This window comes from Labrys sp. E2SS-1L, from assembly GCF_057073705.1.
Genome location: NZ_CP172712.1, coordinates 768,750 through 793,285 on the forward strand (window position 1 = coordinate 768,750; position 24,536 = coordinate 793,285).

Here is a 24,536-nt window from a genome sequence, read left to right on the forward strand (position 1 = left end):
GGCCCGGGAGGCCACGACTTTGCCCCGCGACTTGGCAACATGATGTGGAAGCGCGAGTCAGGAGGGAGTGAAGCCCCGCCGGCTACCGCGACGAAAACCGGCAGGGCCACACCCGCACAAACCCCTTCGAGGGGAAAGGGGTCTGCACACTTTGCTTGTCGATCATGCCGGAGGCTATTTCCGGCGGAACAGCAGCGATCAGATGCCTTTCTCGATCGCCTCGTTCAGGTCCTGATATTCCTCGCAGCCGGTACCGCAGAGCGTCTTGATGGTGTCGAGCTGCTGTTTGGCCAGATCGAGCCGGCCCTTGATCACATAGGCCTCGCCCAGATATTCGCGGACCTGTGCGTATTGGGGATCGGCCGCCACCGATTTCAGATAATAGCCGATGCCCTCGTCGGTCCGGCCAAGCTTGCGCGTGGCATAGCCGCGATAGTTGAGAGCCTTGGCGGTATTCGGATCCTTGAGCAGATCCAGGACCTGCAGCGATTCGTCATAGCGGTCGGCCTTGGCGAGCACCCAGGCATAGTTGGCCATGTCGTCATCGGGCAGCGCTTCGGATTTCAGCTTGAGGCAGGCTTTCTTGCGGGTGCTCCAGACCTGGCCCCGCGGACAGGTGGTCATGTCGGTGATCGGCTTGCCCTGGGTGGCACCGCCTCCACCGCTGGAGCCGTTGCCACCTCCCCCACCACCGGCACCGCCACCGGAACCACCTCCACCGGAACTGCCACCGCCGCCGCCACCGCCCGCGGCGAGGGCCGCGCCCGCGGCCAGCAGAAAGGCCGTCGAAAGAACCGTGACCGCCAGGCGGCGTGTCGAAGGCTGGACTAAGGACATGATGTCTCTCCCTTGCATGGATGCCGGGAAAACACCTGGAATGGGATATTATTCGCCTCAGTGTTACTTTCGGGAGAGCAGCGCGGGGCGGACCGCATCTTTCTCCTGCGCCCGCCGAACCAATCGGCGATTCGGCCGTCACTTTCCTTGACTCTGCGGCTCATGGCTGTATAAGCCACGCCAGCGCGCGGCCTTTGGGCCGCGTGCCTTTTTTCGTGGCTACCCGATTTCGCAAAAGCGGGTGGTTGATATCAACGACTGGAAAAGCCGGCCGCTGCGGGGACTTTGCTCAGGCAAGGACCCGATCCGTCTCGTTTCCCTTCAGGGAGCAAGGCGGGCGAAAGCCGGGTCCGAACGAGGAAAAACATGTTCGCGGTCATCAAGACGGGCGGTAAGCAATACCGCGTCAATCAGAATGACGTTCTCCGGGTCGAGAAGCTCGACGCCAAGGTTGGAGAAGTCATCGTATTCCCCGAAATCCTGGCCGTTGGCGGTGACGCCGGCCTGACTTTCGGTACCCCCACGGTTGCCGGTGCTTCGGTTGCCGCCGAGGTGGTCGAGCAGGACCGTGACGACAAGGTCATTGCTTTCAAGAAGCGCCGCCGGCAGAATTCGAAGCGCAAGCGCGGCCATCGCCAGCACCAGACCGTGGTGCGGATCGCCGAGATCCTCACGGGCGGCGCCAAGCCTTCCAAGGCTGCGGCCAAGCCCGCCCAAGCTGCCAAGAATCTGGCTGCCAAGGACGAAGCTCCCGTCGCTGCCGCCGCCGTTCCGGCCGGTGGTCTCGATGCCTCCAACCTCTCGCTGATCTCGGGCATCGGCCCGACCATCGAGAAGAAGCTGCGTGCCGCCGGCATCAACAGCTGGAACGACATCGCCGCCTGGACCGATGCCGACATCGCCAAGTGGGATGAAGAGCTCTCGCTGCGCGGCCGCGCCGCCCGCGAAGAGTGGGTCATCCAGGCCAAGGAACTGCTGGACGGCAAGCCGCCCCGCGCCAAGGTCGACCAGGCCGAGCAGGCTTCCGGCAAGGATCTCTGAGCCGGTTTCGGAGCGATGGGGTCGACAACAGCCCGGCTTTCGGGCATTGTCGCCCCCGATTGATGGATTTCACCGCCGTGTCACAGCACCGGCGTAGATAGGATTCGAGGAGTTATCGCCATGGCTCACAAAAAAGCAGGCGGTTCGTCGCGCAACGGTCGTGATTCGGCCGGTCGTCGCTTGGGCGTGAAGAAGTTCGGTTCGGAAGCCGTCGTTGCTGGCAACATCATCGTGCGCCAGCGCGGCACGAAGTGGCATCCGGGCGTCAATGTCGGCATGGGCAAGGATCATACCCTTTTTGCACTTACCGACGGCCGAGTGGACTTCCGCACCCGAGCCAACGGCCGAATTTACGTCAACGTCGCCACGACCAAAGTAGCAGCAGAATAATCCCGGCGGGTCAGAAGCTCCGCCGGCTCCACTGGACCGGCGGACCTGAAAAGACCCCATTTGGGACTCCAGGTTGACGCAGGGGCGGTGGAGAAATCCAGTCCGCCCCTTCTTCTTGCCAGGAGCCCATCATGCCCCCTTACAAGTCTCTCCCGGCCATCACCATTGCCTCGATCGAGATCGAGACCCTGCGCCTGGTGTTGCGCAAACCCCATCTCGGCGACGTGCCCTCGATGGCGCGCCTTGCCAATGATTCGGCGGTGGCGTTGATGACGGGACGCCTGCCCTTCCCCTATGGCGAGACCGACGCCGAAACCTTCGTGCGCTATCAGGACGAAGCTCGCAAGGCCGGCAAGGAACTCGCCTTCGCGATCGAATGCCGCGACAGCGGTGCCTTCCTCGGCTGCATCGGCTTGCGCTTTCCCAAGCGCGAGAGCGCGGAGATCGGCTATTGGCTGGGCAAGCCCCATTGGGGCCAGGGGCTGGCGACGGAAGCGGCGCGGGCCCTGATCGACCACGGCTTTTCGACCCTGCCGATCACCTCGATCACCGGCGAATGCCGGGTGATCAACGAGGCCTCGCGCCGGGTGATGGAAAAGTGCGGGCTGCGCTATGTCAATTCCGGCCTGCAGCATGCGCCGGCCCGTGGCGGCGCCCTGCCGATCGATCGCTTCAGCCTGGCCCGCCCCGACTGGGCGAGCTTCAAGGCTTGGGTGCCGGCCGTGGTCCGCGAGGCACCGCCGCCGCTGGCGGAGCTGACTCCATAGAAGCCCCGCCGATCACGGATGCTTCCGCCTGGGCGATGCGCAGCGTATTCCAGCTCGTCGGCTCGGACGGCGCCTGCCTGGCATTGACGAGGTTGGTGCCGAGGCCGTTGGTGAGGGTCACCTGACCACCCTTGGTGGCGACGGTGACCACGCCATGCTCGACGAAGACGCCGAACACGCCTTCACTGGGGCCGGCGAAGAACTTGGTGCCGCGGGCGGCGATCAGGCCGAACGGTGTGGTGACGTTGAGCGGGCCGGAGGGCTGGTTGTCGGGCCGGTCGAACAGCATGGCACCGCGCTCCAGCACCAGGTCGCCGCCTCGGTCCACCAGGAACTTGTCGATGCGCACCCGCGTGCGTTCGCCCAGGGACAGGCGCGTGGCATCCCCGAGCCGCGCCGCCAGCCGGGCGCCTTCTCCGGTTGCCAGCATGTCGTCGATGAAAACCGGCTCGCCGACCTGGAGGGCACGTTTCTCGCCCTTGAGCTGCCCGGTGGTCTGCCCGGTGACGGCCAGCACGGTGCCAGCCTCGACGATCTGCATCGCCGAGGCGACACCCGGCCGCAGCCCGGCAAGGGCCAGACCGGCAAGCACGGTACGGCGGTGAATCAACATGATGACGCTTCCTTGTCCCTATCCGTCCTGGGGCGGAAAGCCACGAAACACAATCCTTGTCCGAATGCCATAGGCCAAGGATTCCGTCTGGGCCGTGACAAGTGGCACGTGGCCAGCACTGGCTCCAATCCAAATCGAACCCGGCGCTGTAGAAAACCTCTAGAGCATTTTGCAATTCGGCAGAAGCACCCCGAATCGCAAATATGCATCGAACCCGGTTTCGAGATCGGGTTCGATGCTATGGGGCGAAACCGTTTCCGGCCCCAACGTGCTTTGTTTTAGTAGCCGCTGCGTTCGCAGACGCGCTGGCGCCGCTTGACGTAGCGCCCATAATAGTCGTCATACACCCGCACGACGCGATAATAGCAGCGGGGACGATATTGCCGGCGATAGCCGCCGCCATAGTCGTCATCGTCATAGCCGCCGCTGTTGTATCCGCCACCGCCATACCCCCCGCCACCATATTGGGCGGAGGCTGGCAGCGGCGCCAGGGCGGCCGCGCCCAGCACGGCGCCCAGCAGCAGATAGCGAAGCTTCAGGCCGGAAATCGTCATCGCAGTTCTCCTCGCTCGAACACGATTCCGAAAAGCAGGGCCCGGCAAGCCGTGCGGGCAGGCTTTCGGATGATGATTGCTCAAAAGCGCTGCCTGTCGGGAGGAGAAACCGCACGAAACCATTCCGGCCATGCCGCCTGGCATGGCCTCTGCCTTCTTTTCCCCCCGGACGGGAACGGATCGCAGGATCCGTCCCGGCGACGCTGACCGGCTCCATTGCTCCGCAAAGAGCGGACGAACCCGATCAAGCCATCATCACGCCATCACTCTAGCCCGTCTGTTCCCGCTGAAACAGCTCAACTTTTGCGGGAGTTGCCCTTTCTTCTCCACCATCGTCAGGAGGAAACGCTCGAGCTGTCCTGGCCTCGCGTCTTCCAAAGCGAGAAGACGATGCCGCCGACGATGATCGCCACGGTCACGATCAGGGCGAGGGCCGGATCGACCTTGCCGACGAGATGGCCCCAATAGATCTTGCCCCCGATGAAGACGAGGACGAGGGCCAGCGCATATTTGAGGTAGTGGAAGCGATCGATCATCGCCGCCAGAGCGAAATAGAGCGCCCTCAGGCCGAGAATGGCCATGATATTGGCGGTGTAGACGATGAAGGTATCGGTGGTGATGGCGAGAATGGCCGGCACCGAGTCCACGGCGAAGACGATGTCGGCGACGTTGATGACGATCAGGGCCAGCAGCAGCGGCGTGGCATGCAGCAGGTTCCGGCCGGTGGTGCGGTCCGGCTGGCGCACCACGAAGCGGCTGCCATGCAGGTCCTCGCTGATGCGCATATGGCGGCGCAGGAAGCGCACCAGCCAGTTTTCCTTGAACTCGGCATGGTCATCCGAGGCCACCAGCATGCGAAGGCCGGTCAGGATCAGGAAGGCCGCGAAGATATAGAGCACCCAGCCATAGCTCTGCACGATGCTGGCGCCGGCCGCGATCATGATGCCGCGCAGCACCACGGCGGCCAGGATACCCCAGACCAGGGCGCGATACTGATAGGCGGGCGGCACGGCGAAGTAGCGGAAGATCAGTGCGATGACGAAGACATTGTCGATCGACAGCGACTTCTCGATGAAATAGCCGGTGAAATAGTCGAGCGCCGGGCTGGTGCCGTCGGGGCGGGTATCCATGCCCCACCAGATGGCACCGCCGAAAGCCATGGCGATGGCGATATAGACAGCCGACAATTTGAAACTGTCGGCGACGCTGAGCACCTTGTCGTCGCGGTTGAGCACGCCGAGGTCGAAGGCGAGCAGCAACGCCACGAAGGCGAGGAAGGCCAGCCACATCCAGGTCGGCTGGCCGGCAAAATCGGAATACAGGAAATCGAGCATCGTGCCGGACCCTTTTGCTTCGAGAACATCGAAGCCGGCTCCGACATCGCGTCATGCAGGGCATGCGCCAGAGGGGCCCGGTAACCGGCGCTTTCAAATCGCCGATACGGGCATGTCCCGTCAAGGGGAGGTCACATTAAGCTTTGCTCATCTGGAGCAGGACGGGCTGCAGACGCCATGCGGCCCGACAACGAAAAAGGCCGGAGCGCAAGGCCCCGGCCCGAAAAGTCAGTTATGCAACCAGCCTTAGTGGGCAGTCGTCATTTTCTTTTCGATTTCGCGCTTCAGGCGCAGGGCCGGCGCGGAAAGCTCATCCTTGGAGGCCTTGATCAGCCAGGCGTCGAGGCCACCATTGTGCTCGACGGTGCGCAGGCCGGCGGCCGAGACGCGCAGGCGCACGGAGCGGCCGAGCACGTCGGAGATCAGCGTGACATTGTGCAGGTTCGGCAGGAACTTGCGCTTGGTCTTGACGTTCGAATGGCTCACCTTGTGGCCGGTCTGAACGCCCTTCTCGGTCAACGAGCAACGGCGGGACATCTTGTCTATCCTTCTCGATTCGGAACGGCGCCGCTGCAGCGGGGCCAGGGCAGATCCGGAAGAACCTGCCGGTGTTAAGAGGGTCCGGCAATCCTGCATGGCTTGCGCCGACAGAACCGCTTGGGCAAAAAGAAAACCGCCACCCCAGAATGGGGGCGGAACCTCCCGCCAAAATTTGTGTGGGTTGCTATAGTCGGGAGCTTGTGCCGCGTCAAGAGTTTGACTCTAAACTTGGGCCGCATGCGCGAGAGGGCTTGCCTTCCGCTGTGCTTGCCTGTATCAGGGCGGCGCATCCGCAAGGATCGCCTTCTGAACGACCGTTGGCGCCGCTTTAGCTCAGCCGGTAGAGCACATCATTCGTAATGATGGGGTCGCGTGTTCGAGTCACGCAAGCGGCACCAGTTTTCCCTTCGCAGATAGGCCAGAGGGGTTTCATAAGAAGCGATCTCTACGACCCTAGCGCCATCTCCAATCAAATGCTTGATGAAGCAGATTGCTCGCGCAAAGGGTACCTAAACATCCGCTTCGGAAATCTCAGAATATTTGTCCCTGTTTGGGTTCCGGCTTATTTTTGGTTGGTTTGTTGGGCGAGGAGAAGCGCAAGATTGCGTCGCCCATCAGTACTGCCCTGATCGGCCGCTTTGCGAAACCAGGTTGCTGCTTCGGTAAAATTCTGAGGAACACCACGGCCGGTCGCATAGGCAACGCCGAGGCCATTTTGGCCGGTAGCGTCGCCCCTCCCCGCTGCCTTGCGGAGCAAAGGGAGTGCCTGGGTAAGATCTTGTGGGGTACCTTGACCAATCCAATACATCATTCCAAGACTCCCTTGGGCCGAAGCATCGTTCTGGTCCGCCGCTTTGCGTAGCCAAACAAAAGCTTGCCCATAGTCTTTTGTGACTCCCTTTCCAAAAAGATAGGCCTTCCCAAGGTTGTCCTGACCGCGAGCATCGCCTTGTTCGGCGGCTTTTCGAAACCAAGCTGCCGCCTGGGCATCATCAGCGGACACACCTAGACCATGAGCGTACGCTACGCCTATGTTGCATTCAGCAGGTGCGAAATCCTGATCCGCTGCTTTGCGCAGCAACGCCAAGGCCTGCTTGTCGTCACGTGTAACACCCTGACCAGTAGCATAGAGGATAGCGAGGTCGTATTGCCCTGTGGCAGAACCCTGGTCGGAAGCCTTGCGGAGCAGCGCAACAGCCTTGCTGTCGTCTTTGGGAACGCCAAGGCCGTGCGCGTACATTAAACCGAGCGCCGCCTGTGCATCAGCGAGACCTTGGTCCGCTGCCTTCTGATACAATACAAATGCTAGCGCTTGGTTTTGCGGAACCCCGATTCCATCTCGATAGGCGTTTCCGGTATTAACCTGTCCCCCAGCGTGACCCTGATCCGCGGCTTTGTGAGCCCATGCAAACGCCACGGCATAATCTTGTGTAACGCCTTGGCCGCGTTGATAGAGGACCGCCAGATTGTTCTCTGCATCGGGCAAGCCCTGATCGGCGGCAAGCCGATACCAAACGGCCGCCTGAGCATAATCCTGCGCAACACCAAAGCCATTTGCATAGAGTACGCCCAAGCCGAATTGCGCTCCCGCGTCCCCCCTTTTGGCCAATGCCTGCCAATCTTTCAAAGCTGTGACGTAGTCGTGCTTGTCAAAGGCGTTTTGTGCCTCTTCGTTGGTCGGAGCGCACGAGACGAGGCTTGCTGCGAGAGATGAAACCAATAGGATATGGATAGATCGCATATTTGCGCCCTTGCCGCCGCCCCCGCCAGCTCCCAAGGGATGGCACAACATCCCCGCCTACTACAGACAAAAACACCGATGCTTCGACTTCCGGCAGCATAACTGAACACCAGGGTAACCGGCAGTTCTTGTAAAAAGCTGACGTTCAATTCCACATTTCGGGATAATGGGCCGGGCAGACACAATGCCGGCTGGCGCGCGGCGGGTCGATCAGACGATCTGCCAGTGGTGCGAGCAGTGCTTCCATCCGCTCTGCTGAGCGAACGGTCGCTTCCGTGACCTCGTAGGGAGAGTCGGGGTCGCTCAGGCTGATTTCCAGTCGATTCGTCTGCGCATGCGCATAGACGGGTTGCCCAGCCAGTTCGATATGGCCAGGCTGAAGGATGCCCTTGGTTCCGGGCACGATGGACGCAAAGCCCTGATAGGCCTCTGCCGTATAGGCGACGCCTGGCACCGGTTGTGGGGAGCCGGGCGCAACGGCCTCCAGCACGATGCCCAAGGCGGCACAGACATCCGCCAGATCGGCCCCTGCCTGCAGGCCGATGGCCACCAGCAGTTCATCGCCATCATTGGCATGGCCGCCGACCGCCCGACAGAACCGGAAATAGCGGAGCCTGCGCGCCCATTGCGCGATCTGCTGCCGGTCATGGCGTTCAAACAGATAGAGGTTCCAACGATCGTCGCTCATGCGCAGGTCCCGCCCAAAGTCTCAATGGGCTTTTCGACAACGCTCCTTCGTGGCCAATATCGAGAAGCCCTGCAAGCATTCAAGATCCTTCAAGATCCTGCAGCTTCCGTTCGCCCGCCATATTGCCCGCCGGCACATGGTCCAGCCCCGACAGGCGGCAGAACGGATGGGCGCCGTGGCGTCGCTATGGAGCGCGATCTGGTCTTTGCCACCCAGAAACATCGAGGACGAGATCATCGATCTGACCAACGGTTTCAAGGATCGGCGCCCGTCCGGGCATCCTGTCCTTGCCGTTCGGGAAAAATGGCTTGCCCGGATCAGCAAACCCGCAGCATGATCGCAATCGCTTTGAAAGACAGACCTAAAGACAAGGTCAACCAGGGGGGAGACATATGAGTAACACCGCAGCCATGGCGGCAGAAGACCCACATGATACCCGCCGGCGGGTGATGGCGATTGTCGGTTCATCTTCCGGAAATCTTGTCGAATGGTTTGATTTCTACGCCTATGCGTTTACGGCGCTCTACTTTTCGAGTGCCTTCTTCGGCTTCATCAAGAATGCCGAACCGACCACCCAGCTCCTCTATTCCTCGGCGGTCTTCGCCATCGGTTTCCTCATGCGGCCGATCGGGGGCTGGCTTTTCGGCTGGATTGCCGACCGCTACGGCCGCAAGAACTCGATGATGATCTCGGTCCTGATGATGTGTGCGGGATCTCTGGCGATCGCGCTGCTGCCGACTTACGCCACGGCGGGCATCCTGGCACCGATCCTTCTCCTGCTCTGCCGGATGGTCCAGGGCCTCTCCGTGGGCGGCGAATACGGGACATCGGCGACCTATATGAGTGAGGTTGCGCTCGCCGGGCGGCGCGGCTTCTTCGGTTCTTTCCAATATGTGACGCTGATCGGCGGCCAGCTCCTCGCCTCGGCCGTCATCGTCATCCTCGAACTCTTGTTCAGCGACGAGGAAATGCGGGCCTGGGGCTGGCGGATTCCCTTCGTTGTGGGCGCTTGCGCCGCCGTCGTCGCCTTCTACCTGCGGCGCTCCCTGCACGAGACCTCGTCGGCGGAGACACGCGCCCGCAAGGAAGCCGGCTCGCTTGTCGGCCTGCTCCGCCGGCATCCGCGACCTTTCCTGACCGTGATAGGCTACACGGCCGGTGGCTCGCTGATCTTCTACACCTTCACCACCTACATGCAGAAATATCTGGTCAACACGGCACACATGGCCAAGGAGACGGCCAACGTCACCATGACGGCGGTGCTGTTTACCTATATGTGCATGCAGCCGCTCTTCGGCGCGCTTTCCGATAGGATCGGGCGGAAATGGTCGATGATGCTGTTCGGTGGCCTCGCGACACTGTGCACCGTGCCGCTCCTGACGGCGATCGGCAGCGTTGAGAGTCCGCTCTCGGCCTATATCCTGGTGGTGGCGGCGCTCGCGATCGTGTCCTTCTACACCTCGATCAGCGGGCTCGTGAAAGCCGAGATGTTTCCGGCCGAGGTCCGGGCGCTCGGGGTCGGCCTCTCCTACGCCATCGCCAATGCCCTCTTCGGCGGCTCGGCCGAGGCGGTGGCGCTCGCTTTCAAGGATGCAGGCCATGAGACCTGGTTCTTCTGGTACGTCACGGCGATGTGCGCGATTGCCTTCCTCACCGCCCTCACCATGCTCGCCAACCGGCCGACCTATCTGGCGGGCGAAGGCACGGAATAGGCGCTCCTGGAGCCCCATGCCTGAAAGCGCGGGCAGGGTTTCGGCGAAAACGGGGAGCAATGGCGCCAATTCTGCCTGGTGGCGCATGGGCATCCAGCCTGGACTTCCCGCCCGCTTGCTGGTGCAGCCCCAAGAGGCATCCTCGATGCCTCTTGGGATTGTCGATGGTGCCGAACAGACCGAGGATCCGGCGCGCCTCGTTCACCCGCCGATATTGGCCGCCGCCAGCACCGCCATGTTGACGAGATCGGTGTCCTTGGCGGCCAGCGGCACGATCTGCACCGACTTGTCGAGGCCGACCAGGATCGGGCCGATCACCGTGGCTCCGCCGAGCTCCTGCAGCATCTTGGTGGCGATCGAGGCGGAGTGGAAAGCCGGCATGATCAGCACATTGGCCGGTCCGGACAGGCGGCAGAACGGATAGAGCGCCATCGCCTCGCGGTTGAGCGCGACATCGGCCCCCATCTCGCCGTCATATTCGAAATCGACGCGGCGGCGATCGAGAATGCGCACCGCGTCGCGCACGCGCTCGGCCCGCTCGCCCTCCGGATGGCCGAAGGTGGAATAGGCGAGCATGGCCACGCGCGGCTCATAGCCCAGGCGCTTGGCCACCGAGGCCGCCTCGATGGCAATGGCGGCAAGCTCCTCTGAGGTCGGCATGTCATGCACGGCGGTGTCGGCCACCAGCACCGTGCGCCCACGCGCAATGGCGATGGAAAGGCCGAGGACGCAATGGCCGGGCTTGTCGCTGACGACGCGCCGGACATCCTCAAGGGCAATCGAATAGTTGCGGGTCAGGCCGGTGACCATGGCGTCCGCATCGCCCATCGCCACCATGCAGGCGGCGAAATGGTTGCGGTCGATCGAGGCAAGGCGCACGCAGTCGCGCATCAAATAGCCCTGCCGCTGCAGCCTGTCATAGAGATATTGCGCATAGGCATTGGTGCGCGGCGAGATACGGGCGTTCTGGATCACCATGCCCTCGCGCAGCTCGACGCCGGCAAAGGCGGCAGCGGCCTCGACGCGATCCTCGCGGCCGACCAGGATGGCGGTGCCCAGCCCCTGGTTGACGAAGGAGGCTGCGGCGCGGATCACCGCCTCCTCCTCGCCTTCGGCGAACACCACCCGCTTGGGGGAGCGGCGAACCCGATCGAAGATGCCGGCCAGCGTGCCGGCGACGGGATCGCGGCGGGCCGAGAGCGCGGCACGATAAGCGGCGAGGTCGGCGATCGGCTTGCGGGCGACGCCGGTCTCCATCGCCGCCTTGGCCACGGCGACGGGCACCCGCGTCATCAGGCGGGGATCGAAGGGCGCCGGGATGATGTAGTCGCGTCCGAAGCGCGGCCGCGCGCCCTGATAGGCGCTCGCCACCTCGTCCGGCACCTCCTCCTGGGCAAGCTCGGCAAGGGCCTGGGCTGCCGCCACCTTCATCTCCATGTTGATGGCGGTGGCATGCACGTCGAGCGCGCCCCGGAAGATGTAGGGGAAGCCCAGGACGTTGTTGACCTGGTTGGGATAGTCGGAGCGGCCGGTGGCGATGATGACGTCGTCGCGCACGGCGTGGGCCTCGTCGGGCGTGATCTCCGGATCGGGGTTGGCCATGGCGAAGACCACCGGATTGGGCGCCATGGAGCGCAGCATCTCGGTGGTAAGGGCGCCCTTGACCGACAGGCCGAAGAAGACGTCGGCGCCGTCGAGCGCCTCGGCCAGGGTGCGCCGGTCCGTCTCGGCGGCGTGGGCCGATTTCCATTGGTTCATGCCATCGGTGCGGCCCTTGTAGACCACGCCCTTGGTGTCGCAGAGCAGGACGTTGTCGGGCGCAAAGCCCATGGCCTTGACCAGCTCGACGCAGGCGATGCCGGCCGCCCCGGCGCCGTTGACCACCAGGCGGGTGGAGGTGATGTCACGCCCGGTCAGCTTCAGGCAGTTGAACAGGCCGGCAGCGGCGATGATCGCCGTGCCGTGCTGGTCGTCGTGGAAGACCGGGATGTCCATCAATTCCTTGAGACGCTGCTCGATGATGAAGCATTCGGGCGCCTTGATGTCTTCCAGATTGATGCCCCCGAAGCTCGGGCCGAGATAGCGCACGGCGTTGATGAAGGCGTCGGGGTCCTTGGTATCGACCTCCAGATCGATCGAATCGACATCGGCAAAGCGCTTGAACAGCACGGACTTGCCTTCCATCACCGGCTTGGAGGCCAGTGCGCCGAGATCACCGAGGCCGAGAATGGCGGTGCCGTTGGAGATCACCGCCACCATGTTGCCCTTGGCCGTGTAGTCATAGGCGACAGCCGGATTCTCCGCGATCGCCCGCACCGGCACCGCCACGCCCGGGGAATAGGCGAGCGAGAGGTCGCGCTGCGTCGCCATCGGCTTGGTCGCTACCACCTCCAGCTTGCCGGGCTTGCCTTGCGAGTGAAAGGCCAGAGCCTCCTGGTCGGTGAAGCTGGGGCGGGCTTGATTGGAGCGGACCGGGGTCGAGCCGACTGGACGCGGCGGTTTCTTATCCGTCATTGCGGGGGCGTTTCCATTATCAGGGGAACCGACCCTAAGCACAATTACGGGCTTCGTCCACGGACGATCCCGCGAAAGGCTGCTGTTCCTGCTGCTTCCGCTTAGGGAAGAAAAAAGGGCAGGAACCGCGCTGCCGGCCTGTCGCGGTTCGCTGGGATATCAGGGCATCAGGCCGCCCGGCGGCCGTCGCGATAGCCCTCGAGCCGGCCTTTCAGCGTGTTGAGGTAATAGATCGCACGCCCGCGCTGGCCGCGCGCCCGGCTGACGACATAGCCCCCGAAGGAGCGCAGCATGTAGTTGAAGGAATAGAGCGTGCCCATGCGATGCTTGGCCAGGACATAGCCCATGCCGCGGCCATAGCCGCGCGCCTTCTGCTGCATGCGGACATCCATCATGTCGATACGGATCTCGGGATGATGGCCATAGATGGCGTGGTCATAATAGGAGCGATAGCCCCGCTCCAGCATGCGCAGCACGATGTCGGGCGCCTCGCAGGCCTGCCAGGGCGAGGTGGCGCCGACGCCGACATCCTCGTCATAACCGCCGACAGCCTCGAAGACTTCGCGCCGGCAGAAGGACACCCATTCGATCAGCGTGTCGAAGACATCGCGGGCGCCGGTCCAGCGTGCCCCCTCGGCAAAGCGGCCATTGATCGAGCGCCCGGTCTCGTCGGCGGCCCGGCCGTTGACGATGTCGGCGCCCGTTTCCGCGAAGGTCTCCAGCACCTTTTCCAGCAGCCAGGATGGGTAGGTGCAATCATCGTCCGGAAAGCCGAGAAGCTCGCCCTCGGCGACCTTGGCGCCATTGTTGCGTGCCCGGCTCGCACCCGGCACGCCGGGCGTGCGCAGATGGCGGATCGGAAAGGGACGCATCTTGCGCGCCAGCACCTCGGTAACCCGCTCGTCGCGATTCTGGTCGACGATGATCACCTCGAAATCCTTGAAGGTCTGGGTCTCCAGGCTGTCGAGCATCAGCGCGATCTCCTCGGAGCGTCCGAGCGTCGCCATTACCAGTGAAAAATGTACGGCCATCGTCTGCGCCTTGACCTACAATTTGAGAATCCGCGCAGGATCGAGTTGCCCCCGTACCAGATCCCACAGAGCTAGAAGATTGCCGGCGAGCCGTCCGCGCCGGTCGGTCCAAGGCTCCGGAAAGGCGCTCTTGACCAGATTGGAAGCCAGGTTTTCGATGCTGCCCTCCAGCGCACCGCGCAGGCTCATATTGCCCTTGCGCATGATGTAGACGCGGTTGGCGATCTGCGAATAGCCGAGCCGCCGGCCGGGGCTGCGCCCCCCCGACTTGGTGCCCAGATGCACGCCGCGCAGGCGCCCGCTCTTGACGATCTGGCCGAAGGGCGCGAGCTGCCGTGAGAAATCGACATCCTCGAGCCAGGCATAGAGCGGCAGCTTTTCGTCGAAGGCCAGGCCGTGCCGGCGCACCGGCTCGAGCCGCACCGCCATGTTGCAGCCATAGCCATTATAGACCGGCTCCAGCGTGTCCGCCGCGCGATTGGGGCCGGCCACCGCCAGCCTGTCGAGGCCCTCGCGCATGCCGAGCCCCGCCCCCGGGGCGCCATCGGCGAGCACCGTGCCGGTGACCATCACCATGTCGGGATTTTCCACGAACAACCTGACGGTCTCGGCCAGGAAATCGGGCGCGGGCAGGAAGTCGTCGTCGAAGAACATCACGATGTCCGCATCGGTGGCGGCCATCAGGGCGTTGCGCTGATGCGGCAGGCCGACGGGACCCGCAATCATCTTGAGGCCCGGCACGATCTGCCGGAGGGCGGCCTCGTCGGCATCGGCAGGCTTGGCCGGGCAGATCAGGAAATCGTCGGGCCGGCGCTCCTGGCCCATCATCACACGCACGGTCTCGGTCAGCACATCCCGTCGGCCCGCCGTCGCGATTGCGACGGCAATCCGCATGTTCTCATGCGCCTTCACGCCGATCTCTCCATGATGCAGGTCTTCCTTGCCATCGCCGCGCATGTCATCAGGTCCTGAACCGAAGCCGTGCCCGCGACATGAGCTGGTCGACCAGGCCGGTCAGCCCAACTGCGTCACCGAACCAGCGTGCCATCAGATAGACACTGCCGACATAGGTCACCAGATAGACCGCGCCGGCAGCACCGATCCGGACCAGATTCATGACGATATCCGTGCTGTCTTGAAACAGGGTCGAGACATAGACCAGGAAAAGCGCACTGATCACCAGCGCTGCACAGGGCCCGACAAAGGCGGCAAGCTGGGCACGATAGCTCAACCCGATCATCGATTTCACCGCCATCATGGTCGAGACCAGCACCGCAAGCGTGGCAAGCGCCTTGGCGGCAATGGCTCCCATAACCCCGAAGCACAGGATACCGGCGATGGTGAGCGGCACGCGCACGGCAAACTCGACCAGGTTCCTGAACGTGATCTGGCGCGACTTGTTGAGGCTGACGGCCAGGGGCGCCATCGGCAGCGCCGGAATGGAGCCGATGCAGGCCAGGGCGATGCCGGTAAGGATGGGGGCGGCCTCGGCCCATTGCGGGCCGAGAAAGACATGGATCAGGTGCTCGGCCATGATGGCGCCGAAGCAAAGGATCGGCGCCATCAGCAGGAAGATGCCGACGCTCGCCTTGAGATAGCTGTTCCGAAGACCGCCATTCTGATGCGCATTGACGAAGGCCACGTTCAGCGGCGTTCCGAGCGGGGCAGCCAGGACCTGGAACGGCAGCGAGGAAAGATCGTTGGCCATGACATAGCGCCCGAAGGCGGCGGGCGGAATGAAACGGGGCAGGATGAAGCGATCCGCCTGCCAGTTGATGGCCGACAGGATCTGCGACATCAGGTTCCAGGTCAGGATGTCGGCAAAGACCGGCCAGGCCTTCAGCGTCAGGCGCGGGCGCATCGGTGCGAGCCAGTAGGAACCGACCAGGGCCACGAAGGCCACCAGAATAGTTCCGAGCGCGATCGACCAGTAGCTTCGCGTCAGGATGGCCACGATGATCGCGGTGGTGACGGCAATGGTCTTGCTGGTGATGTCGAGCCCGGCCTGGCGGCGGAAATCCATGCGCCGGTTGAATTCCACCAGCATGGGGCTGACGCAGCCGCGCATGGCCGGCGCCAGGGCCAGGCTCATCACCAGGGGCACCAGCCGGGGCTCGCCATAAAAGAAGGATATCGGCCAGGCGCAGAGAATGAAGAAGCCGGCAATGATCAGTCCGCGCAGGGCTCCCAGCGTGAAGGCGGTGTTGTAGACCTCCGCGGTCGGCTCGGGAACGCGCAGCATGGCAGCGCCGAGCGGCAGTTCCATCACGGCCTCGACGATGAAGATCAATGTCATCGCCATCGCGACCAGGCCGAAATCGCTGGGTCCGAGGAAACGGGCCAGCACGATCAAGGCAACGAAATCCACCGACTTGCCGGCAAGCCGCGCTCCGGCGGTCCAGGCACCGGCCTTGGCCGTCTGTTTCGAAAGTGCGCCGATTTCAGCCCTCATGGCGGCACAGGCTCCCCTCTGCCTGCCTTCGTAAGGCCCAAGCAGTTTCGAAGCCGGCGCCGGAAGTTCCGCGCTGCCATTGAGGGTGTGCGATCAGGATCATCATCGAGGTTGAATTGTATGGAACGTGGATATCACGGCGCGACGACCGGAGCCTTTCATCAGCGAACAAAAATCTCGAGCTGGGGGTTCGTCCCCCAGACCGAATATCAAAACAAGTCGTGGCTTATCCGGCCGCGGATGACCGCCGATGATGACGGCTGCTACCAGCGATAGCTATTTTATGCAAAGGCCTCGCAGCCTGACAGCTATCCATTCGAAGGATCGCCAAAAGGGAACCACTCCCCCTTTTGGGAGGTGGTCCGCGCCGCACCCTCTGGGCTATCCTCAGGCAGCTCGGCAAAGACCTGGCGGCTCCCAATCATCACACATCAGCAGCCCGTTGCAACGCTCCGTCGACGGAGCACCCGCGAGCCTGAAAGGAATTCGTACCCATGAGTCCCATCACCCGGCGCCTGTTCCTGGCCCTTCCCGCCCTGGGCCTGTCCGCCGCACCGGCATGGGGACAAGCCGTACCGGACCTCAGCGGCTACAAGCTCATCTTCAGGGACGAATTCGAGGGAACCGAGCTCGACCGCGACAAATGGCATATCGGCACCAACCCCAAGGGCGAGCAATGGGGCTCGGACAGCTATTTCGTCACCGCCAGCCAGGCGGACGCCGAGCTGTTCGGCCAGGTCTACCAGGTCGCGGACGGCAAGCTGCGGATCCGGGCCAATCACAAGGCCGACTTTGCCGATCCCACCGGCTGGAAGCGCAAATGGTATTCCGGCATGATCAGCACGGCTTTTCCCAACGGCAAGCCGCCAAGCGCAGCGTTTCGGCGAGGCTATGTCGAGGTCCGCCAGAAGTTCCCGGCCGGAAAGGGCGTGTGGCCTGCCAATTGGGCCCTCAACCTGAAATCGCAGACCCCTGAGGGCGATCCGCTCGGCTCCATCGAGATCGACGGGCTGGAAGCCTATGGCGTCGACATGACCATCTTCCACACCATCGTCCACAATTGGGGAAACAAGACATCTTCCCCCGCCATGTCGCAAAAGCTCCCCGACCTGAGCGCCGATTTCCATACCTATGGCTATCTGGTGGGCGACAACGAGGTTTCCGCTTTTCTCGACGGCAAGCTCGTCCACACGGTTTCGCTGTTGCGGGCCGACAGTGTCGACCGTTTCTTCTGGATGTTCAACCTGGCCATGGGCGGCGGCTGGCCGATCAGCGTTCCCCAAAGCGGCCATTACGACATGCTGATCGACTATATCCGCATCTATTCCAAGGATCCGGACGCGGTGGCCATCAACCCATGACCTCTAACCATGACCTCTAACCCATGACCTGGGCCCTGGCGGGCCTGACGGCCTCTGCTGTCTGCCTTCTGGCCCCCGAGTCGAGGTCGCAGGTGGCGCAGGCAATGCCGGCCAGCATGTAGAAGGGCAGGCCGAGATCGATCAGGGTACCCGAGATCGTGGCCATGATCAGGCCTACGAGGCAGCCGATCCGCACGGCGGCGCGCAGCTGGATCGTGGCCCAATCAAGGGGACGGATAGCGGGCTTGAACAGCACCATCAGGATGAAGATCCCGTAGGTGAGTGCGCCGATGGCGCCGAGATTGGCCAGCACTGCCAGCGGGAAGCTCGAGGCGCGCACCGTGCCGATGCCGGCTCCCAGCCCATAGGTCGCAAAGAATGTTTCGAGCGCCGTCTGGTTCCACATGCCGCGCTCCGCCGCAGACTGGCTCGTTCCCTTGTTGAGCACGAAGTCCTGCATCATGCCGTAGATCGTTTCTGCCAAGGTGGGGGTGAGCAGTACGGCTGCGACGATGACGGCAAGCAGCAGGGGCGCGAAAGCCAGATAGGCATAGACGCTGCGCGGCAGGGGCCCGCCGCGCACCAGGCGCAGCAGGGACTCCGCATAGAGGATCGCCAGCACCACCGGCAAGGCGACATAGCCGCTGGTGGAAGTGCAGAAGATCACCAGGAGCAAGTTGATCAGCGCCAGCCAGAATGTGAGTTGAGGGCGGATATTGCCGAGCCAGAGCCGGAGGGCAAAACTGCCGGCCCACATCGACGACGAGGCAAAGGCCGCGGCCTCGGTGAAGGAGCCGTTGATGCGCTTGAGCCCGTTGACCACCGTGTCGTCATGCATGGTGTAGGTGGTGTTGCGCATGAAATCGAGCAGGAAGGCGGTTCCCGTCCAGAAGGTGGCGAGATCGACGACCGCGAAGAAAATATTGAGGGCGCAATAGGCCACCACGGCATTGGTGACGGCCTCCAGGCCTTCCCTGGTCCGCGCAACGATGTAGCAGATCAGAAAGCAGACGATGTCGCCGATGAAGTAGACGCTCTGCGTCAGATTGCCGGTGGTGGGAGAAAGCGGCACCAGAATGGGCGCAGAGCCACCGTCAGAGGTGGCACCGATGGCGGCGACATAGGAGGCACCGGCGAAGAAGCGCGGCAGGATGAAGGCGCCGACAATGCCGACAGCCGCGGTCGCGACGAACCAGAATCCCTCGCGCGGAAAGGTGAGGCGTGCCGTGACGACCGACCAGGTGCCCGGGCGTGTCAGGACGGATGCCGCCGTGAATCCCAGCAGCAGATGGGCCGGCTGGATGGTGGTGCCCGCCAGGATGAGCGCGGCGGAGGAACCGAAGATCATGCAGGGAATGAGCATGGAAACGCCGAAAACCGGCCCTCGTCTCAAAGCCAGGATTCCGAGCAGAATGAAGAAGACACCAATAGGTTCCAAACTCACGCGAGGCCCTTTCCGTCTGCCCCTGGCAGAGCTCGTTCCAGCGGAAACGCGCCTTGCCCTCAGTCCTCGCTTCGGCCGCCACTCGAACCGTGGCATGCTTGTGTTCCGGCCCGGGAAAAACGTTCCGGAATGGCCCCGCTGGTGCAAAAATGCCGGCACGGGTTGTGCCATCGGTACAGTATCACATCGTGGCGCCCGATGATTCCAGTTCATGCGCCCGCCGAAATATGGCAACCGCCGCGGCGATACCGGCCCGATGGGGCTGATCCAGCGGGCTCTTCTAGACAATGGCGCCGGCAGCCGACAGATATCCATTCGACGGATATCACACAGAAGGAGCCCCCTCCCTTTAGCCAAGTGGCCCGCGGCGCGCTTTTATGGATTATTCTCAAATCGTCTTGGCCATGATGCCGCCGGTTTCGAATGTCGAAGCTTGGCGGAAGGATCTTGCCACAGCGGTCAGCCCCGGCGACGCAACCACTCCATGGCGACGAGCCCTTCGCAAGCCGCATCGACAAGAAACTGTTTGGCGTTTTCCATTTCCGACGAGAGCTGGCCTTGCGCATCCTGCATGTCTTGAATCATACACGCCGCCTCAACGGGCATGTGCACCTCACCATCGATCTCGCCTGCATGCAGGCACAGCTCGGCCATGAGGTGGCCATTGCCAGCGGCGACGGCGATTTCGACGCCTTGCTGGCTGCCCATGGCGTGGAGATCATCCGGATCGACCAGCGCCAGAAGCCCCTGGTTGCGCTGCGGGCGGTCGCCGCTCTCACCCGGCTGTTGCGTTCGCGCCGTTTCGACATCGTGCATGCCCATATGATGACGAGCGCGGTGCTGTGCTGGCCGGCCTGCAAGGCTGCGGGTGTGCCGCTGATCACCACTGTCCACAACGAGTTCGCGCGCAGCGCCGTCGCCATGGGCGTGGGCCGGCGGGTGATTGCCGTGAGCGACGCCGTCGCCCGTTCGATGGCCAAGCGCGGCATCCCGGCCTCCCGCATCCGCACCGTGCTGAACGGGAATATCGGCTCGCCGCGCCTCTCGGCGCCGGCCGGCCCGCCTGCGGCGCTTGGCACGCCCTCGATTCTCTATGTCGGCGGCCTGCACCCGCGCAAGGGGGCGCCCGTCCTGCTGCGGGCCTTCGAGCGGGTCGCCAGGGAAGTTCCCGGGGCCTCGCTCCATTTCGTCGGCGACGGCCCGCACCGCGCCGAATACGAGGCCATGGCCGCGGCCATGCCATGCGCAGCGGCGATCACCTTTCACGGTGGCTGGGACGACCCACGGCCTTTCTTCAGGGGAGCGGATGTCTTCGTGCTGCCCTCCCTGGCCGAGCCGGCCGGACTGGTGCTCTCCGAGGCCAGCGAGGCGGGCTGCGCCATCGTCGCTTCCGATGTCGGCGGCGTGCCGGAAATGCTGGATGGCGGCAAGGCGGGGCTGCTGGTGCCGCCCGATGATCCCGCTCGCCTGGCCCAGGCCCTGGTCTCCCTGCTCGTCACCCCCGGTGCCCTGCAGGACGGCAAGAGCCGTGCACACGCAAATGCCGCGCGCATGACGCTGGACCGCGTGGTCGAGGAGACCTTTGCGGTCTATCGCGAATGCCTGCCGGCCTCAGCCCCAGGTCAGCGGATCGAGGCCTAGATAGAAGTCGAGCCGCTGCCTGTCCGGTCGCTGCAGCCCGAGCACCTCGAACAGGCTGGCGAAGGCCGCTTCGGCCTGCTCCGGGCCGGACCAGCTCTCGCCGGCATTGGCCAGCATCAGCGCAAGGTCGACATAGCGATCCGCCGTGCCGAGGCGGCCGAGATCGATCATGCCGATGCAGCGCAACGTGGCGGGATCGACCATGAAATTGGGCATGCAGGCATCGCCATGGCAGATGACGCGATCCCTCATCTCTTCCGCGAGACGCTGTTCGCGCTGCGCCTCGAGCACAAGCAGGAGATCGGCTGGTACCACCTCCCGCTGCTCCGGCGGCAGGAAATCCGGATTGACGGCACCGCGCGCCACCACGTCGGCTGCGCGCGCCAACATGGTCGACAGGCCGCGTTCGAACGGGCAATCCTCGATCGCCAGCGCGTGCAGCGCGCCGATGCGGGCCGCGATCGACGGCCAAGCCTGCAATAGCTGATCACCGTCGAGATCGCTCGCCGGTACGCCGGCTATGGCGCTGGTGACCAGGCAGGCACCCTCCTCCCCTGCGCGCCAGTCGAGCACTTCCGGAGAGCCGAGCTTGAAGCGGCTCAGCCACTCGACCCGCCGGCGCTCCGCCTCCAGCGCGCTGGCGCCACGGCCCTGTGATAGTTTGGCGAAGGCCCCGCCATCGCTGCGACGATAGACGCTGTCGCCCGACTCACCGTGGCTGACCGCCAGCCATTCTCTTCCCAAGGGAAGGGCAGGCAACAGGCTGGGGGCATTGGCGGTCGAAGGCATGGCGAATCGCTTCAAATTGGGGGCCGTGACCATAATGCAGAATAGGGCGGCAGCTGGGCCGGTGTGCCGCGACCCTGATGCCCCTGGGGCGATTCCTGTCGGATGCCACGGGAAGGAGACTTGCTCATGGAGTTGACCATTCGTCCCCTCACTGCCGAGCTCTGGCCCGATTTCGAGGCCCTCTTTGGCGAGAATGGCGCGAGATCCGGCTGCTGGTGCATGTATTGGCAGATCGGCAGTCTCTACCGACGGCGAGCCCCCACCCAAAATCGCGCCGCCTTCCGGTCCGTGGTCGAGACCGGGCCGCCGCCGGGCCTGCTGGCTTTCGCCGACGCAAGCCCCGTCGGCTGGTGCCAGATCGGGCCACGTCCATCCATCCCCCATATCGACCGCGTCTGGCGGCTGCGATCGCCCGATCACAAACCGGTCTGGTCGGTATCCTGTCTCTACATCGCCAAGGGGATCCGTCGGCGGGGCGTCGCATCGCGCCTGATCGAGGCCGCAATCGATTTCGGCCGCGCCGGCGGGGCCACCACCATCGAGGCCTATCCGATCGACCAGCGCCTTTCGCCTTCCTCTTCCTCGACCGGTTTTGTGACCACCTTCGAGCGGCTCGGTTTCCGGTATGCTCCCTCCCCGACGCCGGAGCGGCCGATCATGCGCCTCGACCTCGGGCAGGCCTCTAGCTGAATGCCCCCATTGGTTCGCAAGGGTTTTTGCCCTATATCAAGGGCCTTCAATCAATCGGAACCACCATGTCTGGCCTCGCCAACCGCCCCTATCTGAAGATGAACGGCATCGGCAACGAGATCGTCGTGCTCGATCTCACCGACGGGTCGCATGCCGTGACGCCGGCGGAAGCCCGTGCCATCGCGGCGCATGAGCCGTTCGATCAGCTGATGGTGCTCTATCCGCCGCAACAGGCGGGGAGCGACGCCTTCATGCGCATCTTCAACGGTGACGGTTCCCAGTCCGGGGCCTGCGGCAACGGCACGCGCTGCGTCTCCTGGTATCTGATGCCGGTGCTCGGCAAGGACCGCCTCATGCTGCAGACGCCGACCAGCCTGGTCGAGGCCCGGCGTGCGGAAGCGGATTTCACCGTCGATATGGGCCCGCCGGCCCTGGACTGGCAGGCGATCCCCCTCGCCCGGGACGCCGGCGATACCAGGGCGATCGACTACGCCTATGGCCCGGCTGGGGCTCCCGTCCTGCAATCACCGAGCGTGGTGAACATGGGCAATCCCCACGCCGTGTTCTGGATCGACCGCGACCCGGCCGAGATCGATCTCGCCACTATCGGCCCGGCCATCGAGCACGATCCCCTGTTCCCCGAGCAGGTGAACGTCTCGATCGCCCAGGTCCGCGACAGCGGCCATATCGTGCTGCGTGTGTGGGAGCGCGGCGCCGGCCTCACCCGCGCCTGCGGATCGGCTGCCTGCGCCACTGGCGTCGCTGCGGCTCGGCTCGGTTACACCGGGCGCAGGACTCGCATCAGCCTGCCGGGCGGCGACCTCCGGATCGAATGGCGCGAGGCCGATGGCCACGTGCTGATGACCGGGGGAGCGGAACTCGAACATGAGGGCCGCTTTACGGCCTCCTGGTTCGCCGACGCGGCATGACCGAGATCGTCACCTTCGGCTGCCGCCTCAACATTCACGAATCGGAGGCGATGAAGACGGTCATCGGTTCGCGCGACGACCTGACCGTGATCAATTCCTGCGCGGTGACGGCCGAGGCGGCGCGCCAGGCCAGGCAGGCCATCCGCCGGCTCAAGCGTGAGAATCCGCAACGACGGATCGCCGTCACCGGCTGTGCCGCACAGACCGATGCCGACCGTTTCACCGCCATGCCGGAAGTCGACTTCGTGGTCGGCAATGCCGAAAAGCTGAAAGCCCGGACCTGGGCCTCCCTGACCGAGACTTCGGGCAAGCTGGTCACCTCGGACATCATGGCGGCCGACGACATCGCCTTGCCTGAGATCGAGCGTTTCGAAGGCCGTGCCCGCGGCTTCGTGCAGATCCAGAATGGCTGCGACCACCGCTGCACCTTCTGCATCATTCCCTTCGGCCGCGGCAATTCGCGCTCCCTGCCGCCGGAGATGGTGATCGCGCAGATCCGCCGCCTGGTCGAGGCCGGCTATAAGGAAATCGTTCTGACCGGGGTCGACCTCACCAGTTATGGCCCCGACCTGCCCGATCCCCTGCCCCTGGGCTCGCTGGTGCGTCGTATTCTGCGCAAGGTGCCGGACCTGCCGCGCCTGCGCCTGTCGTCCATCGATTCAATCGAGGCAGACGCCGATCTGATGCGGGCCCTGGCCGAGGATGACAGGCTGATGCCGCATCTGCATCTGTCGCTCCAGGCCGGCGACGATCTCATTCTCAAGCGCATGAAGCGCCGGCATTTGCGGCGGGATGCGATTCGCTTCTGCGCCGAAGCCCGACGCCTCCGGCCCGACATCGTGTTCGGCGCCGATTTGATCGCCGGTTTCCCCACCGAGGACGAGGCGATGTTCACCCGTTCGCTCGATCTCATCGAGGAGTGCGGCATCACCTATCTGCATGCCTTCCCCTTCTCGCCGCGGCCCGGCACGCCGGCGGCGCGTATGCCACCCGTCGACGGTGCCGAGGTGAAGCGCCGCGCCACCCGCCTGCGGGAGGCCGGCGACCGGGCGATGGCACGCTTTCTTGACAGCGAAACCGGCGAGATCCGCGAGATCTTGATGGAGCGCGGCGGCATCGGCCGCACTGCTCAATTCGCCGCCGTGCGGCCCGACAGGCCCGCGGCCCCGGGCAGCTTCATGCGCGTGCGGGTCGAGGGGCAGCAAGGCCGGGAATTGCTGGCAACGGCGTTGTAGGCCGCGTCTCGGCATTGTCTTCGAAGCACGAACCTGCCGGCGAATGGCCGCACGTCGCCATATCCGCATCCTGGGAACCGGCAGGGCGTCAAGAGCGGGCAGCCACGATGTCGGCGCTCCGCACGACACAATTGCGCCATGTCTGATTCATCGACCATTCAGCCTGGGCGGGCCAAGATAGCTTCAACAGCACTGGCGTCGGCAAGATTTACGTAACGTTTACCTTGTTAGAA

At 63.9% G+C, this 24,536-nt stretch carries 23 protein-coding genes and 1 tRNA gene; 11 read left to right on the forward strand and 13 right to left on the reverse strand.

The window, feature by feature from the left end:
* Positions 1 to 198 precede the first annotated feature (198 nt).
* A complete protein-coding gene (locus ACIGJE_RS03515) occupies positions 199 to 837 on the reverse strand; it encodes a tetratricopeptide repeat protein (RefSeq protein ID WP_367623497.1) in 639 nt (212 codons plus the stop codon).
* 366 nt (positions 838 to 1,203) lie between these two features.
* Here ACIGJE_RS03515 and ACIGJE_RS03520 point away from each other — a divergent pair, with 366 nt between their 5' ends.
* The 3 genes from ACIGJE_RS03520 (at position 1,204) to ACIGJE_RS03530 (ending at position 3,035) form a co-directional block, all read left to right on the forward strand.
* The gene (locus ACIGJE_RS03520) at positions 1,204 to 1,878 is read left to right on the forward strand and encodes a 50S ribosomal protein L21 (protein ID WP_415081938.1); all 675 of its coding nucleotides are present in this window, start codon (positions 1,204 to 1,206) and stop codon (positions 1,876 to 1,878) included.
* Positions 1,879 to 1,998: 120 nt separating this feature from the next.
* Positions 1,999 to 2,268, forward strand: a complete 270-nt coding sequence (gene rpmA, locus ACIGJE_RS03525) for a 50S ribosomal protein L27 (protein ID WP_068283371.1) — start codon at positions 1,999 to 2,001, stop codon at positions 2,266 to 2,268.
* A gap of 131 nt (positions 2,269 to 2,399) precedes the next feature.
* Positions 2,400 to 3,035, forward strand: a complete 636-nt coding sequence (locus ACIGJE_RS03530; protein ID WP_311934031.1) for a GNAT family N-acetyltransferase — start codon at positions 2,400 to 2,402, stop codon at positions 3,033 to 3,035.
* On the opposite strand, the gene ACIGJE_RS03535 is transcribed toward ACIGJE_RS03530, so the two are convergent.
* The 4 genes from ACIGJE_RS03535 to rpmB form a co-directional block, all read right to left on the reverse strand.
* On the reverse strand, positions 2,971 to 3,648 hold the full coding sequence (locus ACIGJE_RS03535) for a FecR family protein (protein ID WP_367623499.1): 678 nt from the start codon (positions 3,646 to 3,648) through the stop codon (positions 2,971 to 2,973). The genes ACIGJE_RS03530 and ACIGJE_RS03535 overlap by 65 nt on opposite strands.
* A gap of 278 nt (positions 3,649 to 3,926) precedes the next feature.
* The gene (locus ACIGJE_RS03540) at positions 3,927 to 4,202 is read right to left on the reverse strand and encodes a hypothetical protein (protein WP_068283375.1); all 276 of its coding nucleotides are present in this window, start codon (positions 4,200 to 4,202) and stop codon (positions 3,927 to 3,929) included.
* A 335-nt stretch (positions 4,203 to 4,537) separates the two neighbouring features.
* Complete coding sequence (locus ACIGJE_RS03545; RefSeq protein WP_311934033.1) at positions 4,538 to 5,536, reverse strand: TerC family protein; 999 nt, start codon at positions 5,534 to 5,536, stop codon at positions 4,538 to 4,540.
* Positions 5,537 to 5,782: 246 nt separating this feature from the next.
* Positions 5,783 to 6,073, reverse strand: coding sequence for a 50S ribosomal protein L28 (gene rpmB, locus ACIGJE_RS03550; protein WP_311934034.1), 291 nt, complete (start codon positions 6,071 to 6,073; stop codon positions 5,783 to 5,785).
* Between the two features lie 325 nt (positions 6,074 to 6,398).
* Here rpmB and ACIGJE_RS03555 point away from each other — a divergent pair.
* Positions 6,399 to 6,474, forward strand: a tRNA-Thr gene (locus tag ACIGJE_RS03555).
* A gap of 164 nt (positions 6,475 to 6,638) precedes the next feature.
* Here ACIGJE_RS03555 and ACIGJE_RS03560 read toward each other — a convergent pair.
* Complete coding sequence (locus ACIGJE_RS03560) at positions 6,639 to 7,817, reverse strand: SEL1-like repeat protein (protein ID WP_415081934.1); 1,179 nt, start codon at positions 7,815 to 7,817, stop codon at positions 6,639 to 6,641.
* Positions 7,818 to 7,962: 145 nt separating this feature from the next.
* On the reverse strand, positions 7,963 to 8,505 hold the full coding sequence (locus ACIGJE_RS03565; protein WP_415081932.1) for a hypothetical protein: 543 nt from the start codon (positions 8,503 to 8,505) through the stop codon (positions 7,963 to 7,965).
* 49 nt (positions 8,506 to 8,554) lie between these two features.
* On the opposite strand from ACIGJE_RS03565, the gene ACIGJE_RS03570 reads away from it, so the two are divergent.
* Both ACIGJE_RS03570 and ACIGJE_RS03575 read left to right on the forward strand, forming a co-directional pair.
* Positions 8,555 to 8,842, forward strand: coding sequence for a hypothetical protein (locus tag ACIGJE_RS03570; protein ID WP_415081930.1), 288 nt, complete (start codon positions 8,555 to 8,557; stop codon positions 8,840 to 8,842).
* Positions 8,843 to 8,897: 55 nt separating this feature from the next.
* Positions 8,898 to 10,217 carry an MFS family transporter gene (locus ACIGJE_RS03575; protein WP_311934037.1) on the forward strand — a complete coding sequence of 440 codons (1,320 nt, stop codon included), beginning with the start codon at positions 8,898 to 8,900 and terminating at the stop codon, positions 10,215 to 10,217.
* Between the two features lie 201 nt (positions 10,218 to 10,418).
* Here the strand turns inward: ACIGJE_RS03575 and ACIGJE_RS03580 are convergent, their stop codons facing one another.
* From ACIGJE_RS03580 to ACIGJE_RS03595, 4 genes are all read right to left on the reverse strand, one after another.
* Positions 10,419 to 12,731 (reverse strand): NADP-dependent malic enzyme, encoded by a 2,313-nt coding sequence (locus tag ACIGJE_RS03580; RefSeq protein WP_415081928.1) that lies wholly within the window; start codon positions 12,729 to 12,731, stop codon positions 10,419 to 10,421.
* A gap of 167 nt (positions 12,732 to 12,898) precedes the next feature.
* Positions 12,899 to 13,762 (reverse strand): glycosyltransferase family 2 protein, encoded by an 864-nt coding sequence (locus ACIGJE_RS03585; RefSeq protein WP_311934039.1) that lies wholly within the window; start codon positions 13,760 to 13,762, stop codon positions 12,899 to 12,901.
* 15 nt (positions 13,763 to 13,777) lie between these two features.
* Complete coding sequence (locus ACIGJE_RS03590; protein ID WP_311934040.1) at positions 13,778 to 14,719, reverse strand: glycosyltransferase family 2 protein; 942 nt, start codon at positions 14,717 to 14,719, stop codon at positions 13,778 to 13,780.
* A gap of 4 nt (positions 14,720 to 14,723) precedes the next feature.
* On the reverse strand, positions 14,724 to 16,214 hold the full coding sequence (locus ACIGJE_RS03595) for a lipopolysaccharide biosynthesis protein (protein ID WP_311934041.1): 1,491 nt from the start codon (positions 16,212 to 16,214) through the stop codon (positions 14,724 to 14,726).
* A 494-nt stretch (positions 16,215 to 16,708) separates the two neighbouring features.
* Here ACIGJE_RS03595 and ACIGJE_RS03600 point away from each other — a divergent pair, with 494 nt between their 5' ends.
* Complete coding sequence (locus ACIGJE_RS03600; RefSeq protein WP_415081924.1) at positions 16,709 to 17,575, forward strand: glycoside hydrolase family 16 protein; 867 nt, start codon at positions 16,709 to 16,711, stop codon at positions 17,573 to 17,575.
* Between the two features lie 16 nt (positions 17,576 to 17,591).
* Here the strand turns inward: ACIGJE_RS03600 and ACIGJE_RS03605 are convergent, their stop codons facing one another.
* Positions 17,592 to 19,019, reverse strand: a complete 1,428-nt coding sequence (locus ACIGJE_RS03605) for a hypothetical protein (protein ID WP_311934043.1) — start codon at positions 19,017 to 19,019, stop codon at positions 17,592 to 17,594.
* A 447-nt stretch (positions 19,020 to 19,466) separates the two neighbouring features.
* Here ACIGJE_RS03605 and ACIGJE_RS03610 point away from each other — a divergent pair, with 447 nt between their 5' ends.
* The gene (locus tag ACIGJE_RS03610; RefSeq protein ID WP_483679339.1) at positions 19,467 to 20,660 is read left to right on the forward strand and encodes a glycosyltransferase family 4 protein; all 1,194 of its coding nucleotides are present in this window, start codon (positions 19,467 to 19,469) and stop codon (positions 20,658 to 20,660) included.
* On the opposite strand, the gene ACIGJE_RS03615 is transcribed toward ACIGJE_RS03610, so the two are convergent.
* Complete coding sequence (locus ACIGJE_RS03615) at positions 20,631 to 21,449, reverse strand: APH(3'') family aminoglycoside O-phosphotransferase (protein ID WP_415081920.1); 819 nt, start codon at positions 21,447 to 21,449, stop codon at positions 20,631 to 20,633. The genes ACIGJE_RS03610 and ACIGJE_RS03615 overlap by 30 nt on opposite strands.
* 126 nt (positions 21,450 to 21,575) lie before the next feature.
* Here ACIGJE_RS03615 and ACIGJE_RS03620 point away from each other — a divergent pair, with 126 nt between their 5' ends.
* The 3 genes from ACIGJE_RS03620 (at position 21,576) to mtaB (ending at position 24,303) form a co-directional block, all read left to right on the forward strand.
* Positions 21,576 to 22,139 (forward strand): GNAT family N-acetyltransferase, encoded by a 564-nt coding sequence (locus tag ACIGJE_RS03620; protein WP_415081918.1) that lies wholly within the window; start codon positions 21,576 to 21,578, stop codon positions 22,137 to 22,139.
* Between the two features lie 65 nt (positions 22,140 to 22,204).
* Complete coding sequence (gene dapF, locus ACIGJE_RS03625; protein WP_483679342.1) at positions 22,205 to 23,068, forward strand: diaminopimelate epimerase; 864 nt, start codon at positions 22,205 to 22,207, stop codon at positions 23,066 to 23,068.
* The gene (gene mtaB / locus ACIGJE_RS03630; RefSeq protein ID WP_483679344.1) at positions 23,065 to 24,303 is read left to right on the forward strand and encodes a tRNA (N(6)-L-threonylcarbamoyladenosine(37)-C(2))-methylthiotransferase MtaB; all 1,239 of its coding nucleotides are present in this window, start codon (positions 23,065 to 23,067) and stop codon (positions 24,301 to 24,303) included. Before dapF ends, mtaB begins: the two co-directional genes overlap by 4 nt.
* The last annotated feature ends 233 nt before the right edge of the window (positions 24,304 to 24,536 follow it).

Coding starts and splice junctions, on each gene's coding strand:
- mtaB (WP_483679344.1), top strand. CDS start 23,065: ATGACCGAGATCGTCACCTTCGGCTGCCGCCTCAACATTCACGAATCG.
- ACIGJE_RS03595 (WP_311934041.1), bottom strand. CDS start 16,214: ATGAGGGCTGAAATCGGCGCACTTTCGAAACAGACGGCCAAGGCCGGT.
- rpmA (WP_068283371.1), top strand. CDS start 1,999: ATGGCTCACAAAAAAGCAGGCGGTTCGTCGCGCAACGGTCGTGATTCG.
- ACIGJE_RS03615 (WP_415081920.1), bottom strand. CDS start 21,449: ATGCCTTCGACCGCCAATGCCCCCAGCCTGTTGCCTGCCCTTCCCTTG.
- rpmB (WP_311934034.1), bottom strand. CDS start 6,073: ATGTCCCGCCGTTGCTCGTTGACCGAGAAGGGCGTTCAGACCGGCCAC.
- ACIGJE_RS03520 (WP_415081938.1), top strand. CDS start 1,204: ATGTTCGCGGTCATCAAGACGGGCGGTAAGCAATACCGCGTCAATCAG.
- ACIGJE_RS03515 (WP_367623497.1), bottom strand. CDS start 837: ATGTCCTTAGTCCAGCCTTCGACACGCCGCCTGGCGGTCACGGTTCTT.
- ACIGJE_RS03535 (WP_367623499.1), bottom strand. CDS start 3,648: ATGTTGATTCACCGCCGTACCGTGCTTGCCGGTCTGGCCCTTGCCGGG.
- ACIGJE_RS03545 (WP_311934033.1), bottom strand. CDS start 5,536: ATGCTCGATTTCCTGTATTCCGATTTTGCCGGCCAGCCGACCTGGATG.
- ACIGJE_RS03530 (WP_311934031.1), top strand. CDS start 2,400: ATGCCCCCTTACAAGTCTCTCCCGGCCATCACCATTGCCTCGATCGAG.
- ACIGJE_RS03590 (WP_311934040.1), bottom strand. CDS start 14,719: ATGCGCGGCGATGGCAAGGAAGACCTGCATCATGGAGAGATCGGCGTG.
- ACIGJE_RS03620 (WP_415081918.1), top strand. CDS start 21,576: ATGGAGTTGACCATTCGTCCCCTCACTGCCGAGCTCTGGCCCGATTTC.
- ACIGJE_RS03585 (WP_311934039.1), bottom strand. CDS start 13,762: ATGGCCGTACATTTTTCACTGGTAATGGCGACGCTCGGACGCTCCGAG.
- dapF (WP_483679342.1), top strand. CDS start 22,205: ATGTCTGGCCTCGCCAACCGCCCCTATCTGAAGATGAACGGCATCGGC.
- ACIGJE_RS03565 (WP_415081932.1), bottom strand. CDS start 8,505: ATGAGCGACGATCGTTGGAACCTCTATCTGTTTGAACGCCATGACCGG.
- ACIGJE_RS03575 (WP_311934037.1), top strand. CDS start 8,898: ATGAGTAACACCGCAGCCATGGCGGCAGAAGACCCACATGATACCCGC.
- ACIGJE_RS03580 (WP_415081928.1), bottom strand. CDS start 12,731: ATGACGGATAAGAAACCGCCGCGTCCAGTCGGCTCGACCCCGGTCCGC.
- ACIGJE_RS03540 (WP_068283375.1), bottom strand. CDS start 4,202: ATGACGATTTCCGGCCTGAAGCTTCGCTATCTGCTGCTGGGCGCCGTG.
- ACIGJE_RS03600 (WP_415081924.1), top strand. CDS start 16,709: ATGAGTCCCATCACCCGGCGCCTGTTCCTGGCCCTTCCCGCCCTGGGC.
- ACIGJE_RS03560 (WP_415081934.1), bottom strand. CDS start 7,817: ATGCGATCTATCCATATCCTATTGGTTTCATCTCTCGCAGCAAGCCTC.